We start from the raw sequence: 14034 nt of genomic DNA, 5'->3' as shown, positions 1-14034 counted from the left end.
AAATGAGTTTCATTCATGTCTTCATTAGTCAGTCTTGAACGATTGTGCGTCGAGTTCGATGATCGCAGAGTTCTTGATAACATCAGCATGGAATTAGAAAAGGGCAAAATCACAACCCTAATCGGTCCCAACGGAGCGGGAAAATCCACGTTAGTTAAAGTCATTTTAGGGCTTCAAAAGCCGACTAGCGGAAAATTGGTTAAAGCGAAAAAGCTAAAAATTGGTTATGTGCCTCAGAAACTGAAACTCAACGACTCTTTGCCGCTAAACGTTATCCGTTTCTTAAATTTAGCAGGAAAGTACAGCAAACAAGAATGCCTTGATGCATTAAGACTAGTTGGTGCAGAGCACTTAATTAAGAGCAACATGCACCGCCTTTCCGGTGGTGAAAACCAACGCGTCCTACTCGCCCGCGCGCTGCTACAACGCCCTGACTTGTTGGTTCTTGATGAACCAGCTCAAGGTGTTGATGTTCAAGGACAAATCGATCTATACGATTTGATTGAAAGCATCCGTCACCGCTTCGATTGCGCTGTGTTTATGGTATCTCATGATTTGCATTTGGTCATGGCAAAAACAGACGATGTGATTTGTTTGCACCACCACGTTTGTTGTTCGGGATCACCAGCAACGATCACTCAGCATCCTTCTTACATAGCATTGTTTGGTAACGCAGCGAGAGAATCACTCGCGTTTTATCATCACGACCACGAGCATCACCATCACGATTTGTCTGGCTCTCCAGTATCGGGCGACGCTACCTCGTGCTCTAACCATAGCCACGGACATCATCACCATGATTGAGTTTCTTCTACCTTCTATTCTCGCTGGTATTGGTATTGCAATCATCGCAGGTCCACTTGGGTCTTTTGTTGTATGGCGCAAAATGGCCTACTTCGGTGACACTCTTGCCCATGCATCGTTAATGGGGCTCGCTCTCGGGTTCTTACTGAACGTTAACCTCTATCTTGCGCTGCTAGTCTGCTGTTTAGCATTAGCGGTACTCCTTGTAACACTGCAAAGGCAGCAACTGGTGGCCACAGATACCCTACTCGGAATTCTGGCTCACAGCTCTTTGTCTATCGGTTTGGTGTCAGTAAGCTTTTTGGACAATGTTCGTGTCGATCTAATGAGTTACCTATTTGGTGATTTATTAGCTGTATCACCAGAAGATTTGATGTTTATTTATGCCGGCGTAATTGCCGTTAGTGCATGTTTGTACATATTCTGGCGACCGTTATTATCAAGTACCGTCAGCGAAGAGCTAGCCGCTGTAGAAGGTGTGAACACAGATTTAATTCGTCTGGTCTTGATGCTGATGGTGGGCGTAGTGATTGCGGTAGGTATGAAGTTTGTCGGTGCCCTTATCATGACTTCACTACTGATCATCCCAGCAGCAACAGCACGTAAGTTGTCTTCTACACCAGAACAAATGGCATTCTTCGCATCCATCATAGGTGCGATTTCAGTTCTAATGGGACTGAGTCTGTCTTGGCACTTCGACACACCAGCAGGCCCATCAGTGGTGATCAGTGCGACTTCTTTGTTTATGCTGAGCCAACTGATTCAGCGGAAAGCTTAGTTATAAGCACAAGTTAAGCAAACGGATCTGATGATTAAGAATTCTCAGTGCTATTGCTGGCTTACATACAAAATCAATACAAGATCAGATACAAAAAAGCCTGGCAATGCCAGGCTTTTTATTTTACGAGTCAGAAATTACCAACCCGTTACTTCACGTAGACCTTGACCGATGTCTGCTAGAGACTTAACTGTCTTAACGCCTGCCGCTTCTAGTGCAGCAAATTTGTCTTCTGCAGTACCTTTACCACCTGAGATAATCGCACCAGCGTGGCCCATACGTTTACCTGGAGGTGCAGTTACACCAGCGATGTAAGAAACAACTGGCTTAGTTACGTTTTCTTTAATGAACGCCGCCGCTTCTTCTTCTGCTGTGCCACCGATTTCACCGATCATTACGATCGCTTCAGTTTCTGGGTCTTCTTGGAACAGTTTCAGGATATCAATGAAGTTTGAACCTGGGATTGGGTCACCACCGATACCAACACACGTAGACTGACCGAAGCCTTCATCTGTAGTTTGTTTAACTGCTTCGTAAGTTAGAGTACCAGAGCGAGATACGATACCCACTTTACCTTTCTTGTGAATGTGACCAGGCATGATACCGATCTTACACTCATCAGGAGTGATAACACCCGGACAGTTAGGACCGATCATACGAACGCCAGTTTCTTCTAGCTTCACTTTCACGTCGATCATATCTGTTGTAGGAATACCTTCAGTGATGGTTACGATTAGCTCGATACCCGCATCAATCGCTTCTAGGATTGCATCTTTACAAAAAGGTGCTGGAACGTAGATTACTGTTGCAGTTGCACCAGTCGCTTCTACTGCTTCGCGTACTGTGTTGAATACAGGTAGACCTAGGTGAGTTTGGCCACCTTTACCTGGAGACACACCACCTACCATTTGCGTACCGTATGCGATAGCTTGCTCTGAGTGGAAAGTACCTTGACCACCAGTGAACCCCTGACAGATTACTTTAGTGTCTTTGTTAATTAATACAGACATTATTTAGCCTCCGCAGCAGCAACAACTTTCTGAGCAGCATCCGTTAGCGACTCAGCAGCAATGATATCAACATCAGAATTAGCAAGAACTTCGCGACCAAGGTCAGCGTTAGTACCTTCTAGACGAACAACAACAGGAACCGTTACGCCAACTTCTTTAACCGCACCGATAATACCTTCTGCGATCATGTCACAACGAACGATACCACCGAAGATGTTTACGAGTACCGCTTTCACGTTGTCATCAGATAGGATGATCTTGAATGCTTCAGCAACACGCTCTTTAGTTGCGCCGCCACCTACATCTAGGAAGTTAGCTGGTTTGCCGCCGTGTAGGTTTACGATATCCATCGTACCCATTGCTAGACCTGCACCGTTAACCATACAGCCAACGTTACCGTCTAGTGCTACGTAGTTCAGTTCCCACTGAGCTGCGTGCGCTTCACGCTCATCTTCTTGTGATGGATCGTGCATTTCACGTAGCTTAGGCTGACGGTAAAGTGCGTTTGAATCGATGTTGATCTTACCGTCAAGACATAGCAGGTTGCCTTCAGCAGTAATCACAAGCGGGTTGATCTCTAGTAGAGCAAGGTCATACTGAGAGAACATAGTGCCAAGACCCATAAAGATCTTAACGAATTGTTTGATTTGGTCACCTTCAAGACCAAGTTTGAACGCAAGCTCACGACCTTGGTAAGCTTGAGGGCCTACTAGTGGATCGATGGCTGCTTTGTGGATTAGCTCCGGCGTTTCTTCCGCAACTTTTTCGATTTCCACACCGCCTTCTGTAGAAGCCATGAAAACGATCTTACGGCTAGCACGGTCAACTACCGCACCTAAGTAAAGTTCGTTGGCAATGTTTGACGCTTCTTCAACAAGGATTTTTGTAACTGGCTGACCATTTGCATCTGTTTGGTAAGTTACTAGATTTTTACCTAGCCACTTTTGCGCAAACTCTTTTACACCTTCTTTAGTGTCGTGAAGCTCTACGCCACCCGCTTTACCGCGGCCACCAGCGTGAACCTGACACTTGACTACTTTCTTTGCTGTGCTGATACGGCCTGCTGCTTCAAACGCTTCTTGTGGTGTATCACATGCGTAGCCTTCTGGCACAGGCAAACCGAATTCTGCAAACAGCTGTTTGGCTTGGTATTCATGCAAATTCATTTCGATATTCCGTTTGTTTTTCCCTTGAGGGATTTATTATTTCCATAACGCTGCAGTCTTGGCTGCTTGTACGTCTGTAGGGTCTTCTCAAGTAAATCACTGAGTGATTCAAATGAAGGCCAGACGTTGAGCTAGTCTAGCCATTGAAATTTTCAACGTCTAGCCACCCAAGGTAACTAGACGTTTTAGCGATATTAAACGTCTAATAGGAGACGCGCTGGATCTTCTAGTAGCTCTTTAATCGTTACTAGGAAGCCAACTGACTCACGGCCATCGATCAAACGGTGGTCGTAAGATAGCGCTAGGTACATCATCGGTAGGATTTCAACTTTACCGTTTACAGCCATCGGGCGTTCTTGGATTTTATGCATACCAAGGATTGCCGATTGCGGTGGGTTGATGATAGGCGTAGACATTAGAGAACCGAACACACCACCGTTAGTGATAGTGAAGTTACCACCCATTAACTCATCAACTGTTAGCTTGCCATCACGACCTTTGATCGCTAGCTCTTTGATGCCTTTTTCAACATCTGCAAAGCCAAGTTTGTCACAGTCTTTTAGCACTGGAGTTACTAGACCGCGTGGCGTTGATACCGCCATGCTAATGTCAAAGTAGTTGTGGTAAACGATATCATCACCATCGATTGATGCATTTACTTCTGGGTAACGTTTTAGTGCTTCTGTCACTGCTTTCACATAGAAAGACATGAAGCCAAGACGAATACCGTGACGCTCTTCGAACTGGTCTTTGTATTGCTTACGAAGATCCATGATTGGCTTCATGTTCACTTCGTTAAACGTCGTTAGCATTGCGGTGCTGTTTTTTGCTTCCAACAGGCGGTTTGCAACCGTCTTACGTAGGCGAGTCATTGGCACACGCTTCTCACTACGAGCGGTTGCTGGTGCTTCAACTGCTGGAGCATCAGCTTTTGGAGCCGCTTTAGCGTTTGCTAGATGCGCTTCGATATCTTCACGAGTAATACGACCGCCAACACCAGTACCTTTAACTTGGTGTGCTTCTAGACCATGTTCCGCAAGTAGACGACGAACAGCAGGGCTAAGTGCATCATTGCTTTCTTCAGTCAGTGTCGCTTTGTGACGCTTATCTGGAGAAGCTTCTGTTGCTTCTGTTTTGTCTGCGGTTGGCTCGCCCGCAACAGCGCCGGCTTTCAATTTAGCAAGAAGTTGCTTTGAAAGTACCGTAGCACCTTCTACTTCAAGAATGGCTTCTAAAACACCAGCTTCTGGAGCTGGCACTTCTAATACAACTTTGTCAGTTTCAATATCAACCAGAACTTCATCACGCTCTACGGTGTCGCCTGGTTGTTTGTGCCATGTCGCCACGGTTGCATCAGCAACTGATTCAGGTAAATCTGGAACCAGAATTTCAATTGTCATATCTGTTTCTTCCTTTAACTTCTAGTTCTTAGTCCGAAGTTTTTGAGTTCACGTTCAGAGCGTCTTCAACCAACGCTTTTTGTTGTTTCAAGTGCACCGACATGTAGCCAACTGCTGGCGAAGCAGAAGCTGGGCGACCTGCGTATTTAAGATCTGCACCTGCAGGAATAGCGGCACGGAAGTTATGTTGACTACAGTACCAAGCACCTTGGTTCTGAGGCTCTTCCTGACACCACACGAAGTCTTCAACGTTAGTGTATTGAGCAATAGCTGCTTGTACTTCTTCCATCGGGAATGGGTAAAGCTGCTCAATACGCACGATTGCTACGTCTTCTTGCTCGTTGTTGCGACGCTGCTCAAGAAGGTCGAAATACACCTTACCCGAACAGAACACGACGCGTTTCACTTTGCTTGGCTCCAAGTTATCCACTTCAGGGATCGCGGCTTGGAACGTACCTTCTGCAAGGTCTTCTAGAGTCGAAGTACAAAGAGGATGACGAAGCAATGATTTAGGCGACATTACAATCAATGGTCGACGCATTGGGCGTACTACTTGACGACGAATCATGTGGTACACCTGAGCTGGCGTTGATGGTACAACGACCTGCATGTTTTGCTCAGCACACAATTGAAGGTAACGCTCTAGACGAGCAGATGAGTGCTCCGGACCTTGGCCTTCGTAACCATGAGGCAGAAGCATCGTCAGGCCGCACAAACGTCCCCACTTTTGCTCACCAGACGAAATGAATTGGTCAATAACCACTTGTGCGCCGTTAGCGAAGTCACCAAACTGCGCTTCCCAAATGGTCAAACCGCCAGGTTCAGCTGTTGCATAACCGTACTCAAATGCAAGAACAGCTTCTTCCGACAACACAGAGTCAAAAACTTGGAAAGGCCCCTGCTTGTCATGGATATTCGCTAGCGGGATGTAAGTGCTTGCATCTGATTGGTTGTGAAGAACTGAGTGACGATGGAAGAAAGTACCACGACCTGAGTCCTGACCAGAAATACGGATACGCTTACCATCGTCTACCAATGTCGCGTAAGCCAATGTTTCAGCCATACCCCAGTCAATAGCCTTCTCACCTGTCATCATTGCTAAGCGATCGTTGTACAGCTTGTTTACTCGGCTTTGCAGCTTGTGGCTTTCCGGGTACTGACATAAACGATTACCTAGCTCGACAAGGCGTTGCTTATCGTAGGTCGATTCCCATTGCATATCCCACTCGTGTCCTAAGTAAGGAGACCAGTCTACAGAATGCAATGCCATCGGACGCCACTCTTTCACCACGACTTCACCGCGGTCAAGTGCATCACGATACTCGTTCACCAACTGCGTTGCAGTTTCAATATCCGACTCATTCTTATCAATCAGAACATCGGCGTACAGTTTACGAGGAGTTGGGTGCTTTTTGATTTTTTGGTACATCAACGGCTGAGTCGCGTTCGGTTCATCCGCTTCGTTGTGACCATGACGACGGTAACAAACCAAATCAATCACGACATCACGCTTGAACTCGTTGCGGTAATCCAATGCAATGCGAGTAACAAAAGCAACCGCTTCTGGATCATCGGCGTTAACGTGGAAAATCGGCGCCTGAACCATCTTAGCGATGTCAGTACAATACATGGTTGATCGAGTGTCACGCGGGTTAGACGTTGTAAAGCCAACCTGGTTGTTTACAACAATACGAACCGTACCGCCAACGCAGAAACCACGAGCAAGTGACATGTTGAACGTTTCAGCCACTACACCTTGGCCAGCAATCGCAGAGTCACCATGAATAGTGATAGGAAGAACTTTGCTGCCGTGGTTGTCACCCAAACGGTCTTGACGTGCACGCACTGAACCGATAACCACTGGGTTTACGATTTCTAAGTGAGATGGGTTAAACGCAAGCGCTAAGTGAACATCGCCACCAGGAGTTGCGAAGTCTGCAGAGAAACCTTGGTGGTATTTAACGTCACCGGTACCCCACGTTTCATCGTGCTTACCCGCGAATTCATCAAATAGATCTTGTGGTTTCTTACCCAGTACGTTCACCAGCATGTTCAAACGACCACGGTGAGCCATACCAATAACCACTTCACGCATGCCACTCTTACCCGCATGACGAATCAGTTCTTTCGTCATTGGGATAAGCGCATCACCACCTTCTAGAGAGAATCGCTTCGCACCAGGGAATTTTGCGCCTAAATAACGCTCAAGGCCTTCCGCTGCAGTCAACTCTTCAAGGAACGTGCGTTTTTCATCTTGGTTGAATGATGGCTGGCCTACGACAGACTCAAGACGTTGTTGGATCCAACGCTTTTGCTCTGTGTCAGTCATGTGCATGTATTCAGCACCGATGGAACCGCAGTAAGTTTTCTTGAGGGCTGCGTAGATGTCTTTCAACTTCATGGTTTCTTGCCCAACAGCAAAAGAACCTACGTTGAAAGTTTCTTCGAAGTCGTCTTCGGTAAGATTATGAAATGCTGGGTCTAGCTCCGCCACAGGTGGACGTTGCCACAGACCTAGTGGATCCAATTCTGCAGCCTCGTGTCCGCGGAAGCGGTATGCGTTGATAAGCTGTAGAACTTTTACTTGTTTTGCATCGACATCTGGATCACTAACTTGGACATTGTAATGCTTTGTTTCTCTAGCGAGTCGTCGGAAGTAGTCACGGACACGTGAATGCGGCTGTTCTGCCACTTCTTCTGATGGCTTAGGCAAGCCCTCAAAAACACGTTTCCACTCCTCACTTACCAGATCGGGATCACTTAGATACAGTTCGTAGAGGTCCTCTACATACGTTGCATTGGCGCCAGCCAAGTGTGAAGACTCGAGCCATGCCTTCATCACGCCGTTGTGCATATTTTCCCTTAACCAGTAGTTTTCACGTTTGCTTCGGTCTTACGCCGAGCTAATAAAAGCCGACCGAAATAGCCGGCAATTTTAGTATCCTTTTACTCGTGCTTGAAGGCTGCAGCAAAGTCAGTACGTTGCGTGCTCACTTTACTGCAACTTTATGGCTTGCGAGTAATTAAACCGAGCGATTCACCAGCATCGACTTAATGTGACCGATGGCTTTCGTCGGATTTAGTCCCTTAGGACAAACACTTACACAATTCATGATGCCATGGCAACGAAAAACGCTAAATGCATCATCAAGATCAGACAAACGTTCATCTGTTGCCGTATCTCGGCTATCAATCAACCAGCGGTAAGCCGCAAGTAGGCCTGCAGGGCCAATAAACTTATCTGGGTTCCACCAGAATGACGGACAAGAAGTTGTACAACATGCACACATGATACATTCGTACAATCCATCTAAATGCGCACGCTCATCTGGAGATTGCAGGTTCTCGCGTGATGGCGGTAGAGCACCGTCATCAATTAAGAAAGGCTTAACTTTCGCATAGTTATCATAGAACTGCGTCATGTCAACGATAAGATCGCGCACTACAGGTAGACCCGGTAGAGGACGAATGACGATCTTGTCACCTTGTAGAGCCGATAATGGAGTGATACATGCCAGACCATTTTTGCCGTTCATGTTCAAACCATCAGAACCACACACACCTTCACGACAAGAACGACGGAATGCGATGCTTGGATCTTGCTCTTTTAGCAGAATCAATGCATCAAGCACCATCATGTCTGAGCCTTCGTCTACCTCAAGTGTGTACTCTTTCATGTAAGGCTTAGTATCTACGTCCGGGTTGTAACGGTACAAAGAGAAGTTCAGTTTCATATTCATATCCTCCCTTAGTATGTACGTACTTTCGGTGGGAACGCGTCACGGTGTACTGGCGTCATGTTTACATCACGCTTTGTCATCGCTTCGGTTTCCGGGTTGTAGATAGAGTGGCATAGCCAGTTCTCATCATCACGCTCAGGGAAGTCGAAGCGAGCATGAGCACCACGGCTTTCTGTACGGTAGTTTGCTGCAACTGCTGTTGAGAACGCGGTTTCCATCAGGTTATCTAGTTCTAGACACTCAATACGTTGCGTGTTGAACTCAGAAGATTTGTCGGCTAAATGAGCATCTTTCAGACGTTCACGAATTACCTTCAACTCTTCTAGGCCCGTCGCCATTGCATCACCTTCGCGGAATACCGAGAAGCTGTTTTGCATACAGCGTTGTAGGTCTTTACGGATTTGTACTGGATCTTCGCCACCAGTGCTGTTTTCCCAACGCATAGTGCGCGCTAGAGAAGCTTCGATGTCTGATTCAGTTGCAGGGCGAGCTTCAACTTGAGCAGCAAGAGTCTCACCTAGGTGTAGGCCTGTTGCACGACCAAATACCACCAAGTCTAGTAGTGAGTTACCACCTAGACGGTTTGCACCGTGTACAGATACAGAAGCAATTTCACCACAAGCGTATAGACCTTGAACTTCCGCTTCGCTGCCATCCGCAAGTTGCTTAATCGCTTGACCAGAAACTTGAGTCGGAACACCACCCATCATGTAGTGACAAGTTGGAATTACTGGAATTGGTTCTTTCACTGGATCAACGTGTGCGAATGTACGGGACAGTTCACAGATACCTGGCAGACGTGATTCAAGTACTTCTTTGCCAAGGTGATCAAGTTTCAACTTGATATGTGGACCCCAAGGGCCATCACAACCGCGGCCTTCACGGATTTCAATCATCATAGAGCGAGCAACAACGTCGCGACCAGCAAGGTCTTTCGCGTTTGGAGCGTAACGTTCCATAAAACGTTCGCCGTCTTTGTTTAGAAGGTAACCACCTTCACCACGACAGCCTTCTGTCACAAGAACACCCGCGCCAGCAATACCCGTTGGGTGGAACTGCCACATTTCCATGTCTTGCATTGGAACGCCTGCACGAAGTGCCATACCAACGCCATCACCCGTGTTGATGTGCGCGTTAGTTGTCGATGCGTAAATACGACCTGCACCACCAGTAGCTAGAATTGTTGCTTTCGATTTGAAGTAACAGATTTCACCCGTTTCCATACAGATCGCAGTACAACCCATGATTGCGCCATCTTGGTTTTTCACAAGATCCAAAGCGTACCATTCAGAAAAGATGGTTGTCTTATGTTTGACGTTTTGTTGGTAAAGCGTATGAAGAAGAGCGTGACCTGTACGGTCTGCTGCAGCTGCTGTGCGCGCCGCCTGCTCACCACCAAACTCTTTTGACTGACCGCCGAATGGACGTTGGTAGATGGTACCGTTATCAAAACGAGAGAATGGAAGACCCATTTTTTCTAGCTCGATAACTGACTCAGGACCATTTTTACACATGTATTCAATCGCGTTCTGGTCACCAATGTAATCAGAACCTTTTACTGTGTCGTACATGTGCCATTGCCAATCGTCCTTATGCGAGTTACCAAGCGCAACTGTGATACCGCCTTGAGCAGATACAGTATGAGAACGGGTTGGGAATACTTTAGACAACAAAGCACAAGAAAGGCCTTGTTCCGAAATTTGTAGTGCAGCGCGCATACCTGCACCACCAGCGCCGATTACTACGGCATCAAACTCACGAACTGGAATAGACACTTACGCACCCCACAGAATAAATAGACCAGAGAAGACATAACCGAATAAAACGGCAATCACACCAAGTTGAAGTGCACCACGAAGTTTCGCGCACTTAATGTAGTCGGTGAACACTTGCCACATACCGATCCATGCATGAATCAGAACAGATGCAAGCGCCAACATGGTGAAGACTTTGGTGAAAGTACCACCAAAGAATTGGGTCCATGATGCGTAAGAGATATCTGAAAATGCACAGAAGCTAACCAGATAAATCGTGTATAGCGTCATAATGATGGCTGTTGCACGAATCAGTAGGAAATCGTGTACACCATTACGACCAAATGAAGATACGTGTTTTACCATACCAAGATCCCCGCCAATAGTGATAATACTGCAGTTGCACCAAAGGCAACTTTCGCGCTCATCGCGCCTGAATCTAGTTCTTCAAAATGACCTAGATCCATCAGCAAATGACGAATACCACCAGCGATGTGGTAGGCAAGTGCAGTCAGGATACCCCACAGGATGAATTTTACGAAGAAGCCATCAACGATATCTGCGGCTTCCATAAAACCCATAGGGGATGACAGAGAAATGGACAGTAACCAAAGTAATATACCCACCGCAACAAACGTAATTACCCCAGACACACGGTGCAGGATCGATGCGATTGCTGTGATAGGAAAGCGAATGGTCTGTAAATCTAAATTAACAGGTCTTGACTTTCTTTCTTTCACGGGCTTGCTCACTCAGCTCCATTGAGCATTTATTGTTATAACCAATTTCAGCTTCCAAACGTACAAAAGTTAACATTTGATTAACAAATTATCGCAATAAGCTCAGAGATAATTGTAAACACTTTGTTAACAACCGGAGTCCACAAACAAACCTCACTTTTGTTTCTAGCCCCGAATTTATAAGGATTTAACTAAAATTTTCTTTGCCAATATACGGCGAGCAACATTCTAATACAATTGGTGTAACAAATTATGCTACATAGAACAGATTTTTAACGATTTTCATGAGAAAAATCATAACAAGTGCACACAAAGATGGAGAAAAATTGACTTTAAGCTTTAACAACAGTACAAAAATGGCACATAAACATCCTGGACGGATTAAATAATAAACAAAGGAGATTGTTATGGCGGATAAGAAAGCGACCCTTCATGTTGAAGGTCAAGCGCCAATCGAACTGCCAATTATGGACGGTACGCTAGGTACACCTGTAATTGACGTTCGTAAACTGGGAGCCAATGGTTACTTTACTTTTGACCCAGGTTTTCTTGCCACTGCATCTTGTGAATCATCAATCACTTACATCGATGGCGGCAAAGGCATTCTTTTGCACCGCGGTTACCCGATTGATCAATTAGCCAATAACGCAGATTACCTAGAAGTATGTTACATCCTTCTTTACGGTGAAGCCCCTACCCGAGAACAATACGAGCAATTCAAAACGACAGTTACTCGTCACACAATGGTACACGAGCAAATCGCAAGCTTCTTCCATGGCTTCCGTCGTGATGCTCACCCAATGGCAGTAATGTGTGGTGTGGTTGGTGCTCTTGCTGCCTTCTACCACGATTCACTTGATATCAATAACGACGAGCACCGTGAAATTGCGGCTTATCGTCTGCTATCTAAAATGCCAACTCTGGCTGCAATGTGTTTCAAATACTCTGTTGGTCAGCCATTTATCTACCCACGCAACGATTTGAGCTACGCGGAAAACTTCCTACACATGATGTTTGCTAACCCATGTGAAGAGTATGAAGTGAACCCTGTTGTTGCTCGTGCGATGGATAAAATCTTCACACTTCACGCAGATCACGAGCAAAACGCGTCGACATCAACAGTCCGTTTAGCAGGTTCTTCTGGTGCAAACCCATTCGCATGTATTGCCGCTGGTATCGCATCACTTTGGGGCCCAGCTCACGGTGGCGCAAACGAAGCATGTCTGAAGATGCTAGAAGAAATCGGCAGCGTGGATAACATTCCAGAGTACGTGGAACGTGCGAAAGACAAAGATGACCCATTCCGTTTGATGGGCTTCGGTCACCGTGTTTACAAGAACTACGATCCACGTGCGACCGTAATGCGCGAAACATGTCACGAAGTTCTAAAAGAGCTGAACATTAAAGATCCTCTGCTGGACGTAGCAATGGAACTTGAGCGTATCGCTCTTTCTGACGAATACTTTGTTTCTAAGAAACTGTACCCGAACGTAGATTTCTATTCAGGTATCATTCTGAAAGCGATCGGTATTCCTGTATCAATGTTTACGGTTATCTTCGCGATTTCTCGTACTATTGGTTGGATTGCCCACTGGAACGAGATGCACAGCGACCCACTAAACCGTATCGGTCGTCCACGTCAGCTTTACAAAGGCGAAACGCAACGTGAATTTTCGCCGCTTCATGAGCGCGAATAATCGTTACTAGAGTTATCAGATAAACAAAAGGGTTGAGATGTAAGTCTCAACCCTTTTTAGTTTTAACGATAAAAATACACGCTACACTGGATTATCAATATCCACAAACTCGACATCTAAACCGTATTCATCGGCTAACCACTTACCAAGTGCTTTGATGCCATAACGCTCTGTTGCATGGTGACCCGCAGCAAAATAGTGGATGTCCATCTCACGAGCGGTGTAAGTTGTTCGCTCCGAAATTTCGCCAGAAATGAATGCATCTAATCCATGCTGAACCGCAAGTTCAATGAAATCTTGTCCGCCGCCAGTACACCAACCAACGGTTTCGATCATTTTCTCCGCATTATCTGGAGCGATATGTAGAGGCTCTCGATTAAGGACTTGGTTGATCTTGCTCGCAAATTGAGAACCAGTCATCGGTTTTTTCAAGCGTCCAAATAGGGCGACAGACTGCGGATGACCTTCTAACCCACCGTCGATTTCAATATCAAGAAGACGAGCAAGCTCTGCGTTGTTACCAAGTTCAGGATGAATGTCGAGCGGTAGATGGTAGCCATACAGATTAATGTCACTTTTAATTAGGCTACGAATGCGCTTACCTTTCATACCGCGAATGGGTTCTGGCTCCCCTTTCCAAAAATAACCATGGTGGACCAATAACGCATCGGCTCTGAGTTCAATCGCTTTATCAATTAATGCTTGAGAAGCAGTTACTCCAGTAACTACGCGCTTGATCTGTGGACAACCTTCAACCTGTAAGCCATTTGGCGCGTAATCTTTAATTAACTCGGGCGAGAGTTTGCTGTTGAGAATCTTTTCTAACTGTAAATTATTCATTATCACTTCCAATTTCGAGCGAGTACCTCAAAGTGTATATCGAACTATGACACTGATGCTAGCTACCCTATTCTACTAACCAAATTTAGTTACAATAACGAGGCT

Annotated in this window: 12 protein-coding genes; 3 read left to right on the top strand and 9 right to left on the bottom strand. The window is 46.0% G+C overall.

Annotated elements, in window-relative coordinates; all coding sequences use genetic code 11:
- Positions 1-15 precede the first annotated feature (15 nt).
- Both znuC and znuB read left to right on the top strand, forming a co-directional pair.
- Positions 16-804: a zinc ABC transporter ATP-binding protein ZnuC gene (gene znuC / locus OU793_RS08160; protein WP_015296396.1), complete on the top strand. Its 789-nt coding sequence runs from the start codon at positions 16-18 to the stop codon at positions 802-804.
- The gene (gene znuB / locus OU793_RS08155; RefSeq protein WP_005455500.1) at positions 797-1582 is read left to right on the top strand and encodes a zinc ABC transporter permease subunit ZnuB; all 786 of its coding nucleotides are present in this window, start codon (positions 797-799) and stop codon (positions 1580-1582) included. Before znuC ends, znuB begins: the two co-directional genes overlap by 8 nt.
- A 137-nt stretch (positions 1583-1719) precedes the next feature.
- Here znuB and sucD read toward each other — a convergent pair whose 3' ends face one another.
- The 8 genes from sucD to sdhC form a co-directional block, all read right to left on the bottom strand.
- Complete coding sequence (gene sucD / locus OU793_RS08150; protein WP_005486020.1) at positions 1720-2592, bottom strand: succinate--CoA ligase subunit alpha; 873 nt, start codon at positions 2590-2592, stop codon at positions 1720-1722.
- Complete coding sequence (sucC, locus tag OU793_RS08145) at positions 2592-3758, bottom strand: ADP-forming succinate--CoA ligase subunit beta (protein WP_025504177.1); 1167 nt, start codon at positions 3756-3758, stop codon at positions 2592-2594. The genes sucD and sucC overlap by 1 nt, the downstream gene beginning before the upstream one ends.
- Before the next feature lie 194 nt (positions 3759-3952).
- Entirely contained in the window at positions 3953-5158 is a 1206-nt protein-coding gene (odhB, locus tag OU793_RS08140) for a 2-oxoglutarate dehydrogenase complex dihydrolipoyllysine-residue succinyltransferase (protein ID WP_005455502.1), read from the bottom strand.
- 28 nt (positions 5159-5186) lie between these two features.
- Entirely contained in the window at positions 5187-8012 is a 2826-nt protein-coding gene (gene sucA, locus OU793_RS08135) for a 2-oxoglutarate dehydrogenase E1 component (RefSeq protein ID WP_005496076.1), read from the bottom strand.
- Positions 8013-8181: 169 nt separating this feature from the next.
- Positions 8182-8892 (bottom strand): succinate dehydrogenase iron-sulfur subunit, encoded by a 711-nt coding sequence (locus tag OU793_RS08130; protein ID WP_005455467.1) that lies wholly within the window; start codon positions 8890-8892, stop codon positions 8182-8184.
- Between the two features lie 14 nt (positions 8893-8906).
- Positions 8907-10673: a succinate dehydrogenase flavoprotein subunit gene (gene sdhA / locus OU793_RS08125; protein WP_005455465.1), complete on the bottom strand. Its 1767-nt coding sequence runs from the start codon at positions 10671-10673 to the stop codon at positions 8907-8909.
- Positions 10674-11018, bottom strand: a complete 345-nt coding sequence (sdhD, locus tag OU793_RS08120) for a succinate dehydrogenase, hydrophobic membrane anchor protein (protein WP_005455480.1) — start codon at positions 11016-11018, stop codon at positions 10674-10676.
- Positions 11012-11404 carry a succinate dehydrogenase cytochrome b556 subunit gene (gene sdhC / locus OU793_RS08115; RefSeq protein WP_005496079.1) on the bottom strand — a complete coding sequence of 131 codons (393 nt, stop codon included), beginning with the start codon at positions 11402-11404 and terminating at the stop codon, positions 11012-11014. The genes sdhD and sdhC overlap by 7 nt, the downstream gene beginning before the upstream one ends.
- 395 nt (positions 11405-11799) lie before the next feature.
- Between sdhC and OU793_RS08110 the strand changes: the two genes are divergently transcribed.
- Positions 11800-13089: a citrate synthase gene (locus OU793_RS08110; protein WP_005455487.1), complete on the top strand. Its 1290-nt coding sequence runs from the start codon at positions 11800-11802 to the stop codon at positions 13087-13089.
- A gap of 81 nt (positions 13090-13170) precedes the next feature.
- On the opposite strand, the gene OU793_RS08105 is transcribed toward OU793_RS08110, so the two are convergent.
- Complete coding sequence (locus tag OU793_RS08105; protein WP_017448746.1) at positions 13171-13929, bottom strand: Nif3-like dinuclear metal center hexameric protein; 759 nt, start codon at positions 13927-13929, stop codon at positions 13171-13173.
- Positions 13930-14034: the final 105 nt, after the last annotated feature.

The organism is Vibrio sp. VP6, from assembly GCF_028823755.1.
In the GTDB taxonomy this organism is placed as follows: domain Bacteria; phylum Pseudomonadota; class Gammaproteobacteria; order Enterobacterales; family Vibrionaceae; genus Vibrio; species Vibrio parahaemolyticus.
The sequence above is the reverse complement of the archived record's forward strand: the minus strand, read 5'-3'. Positions and strand labels throughout refer to the sequence as shown.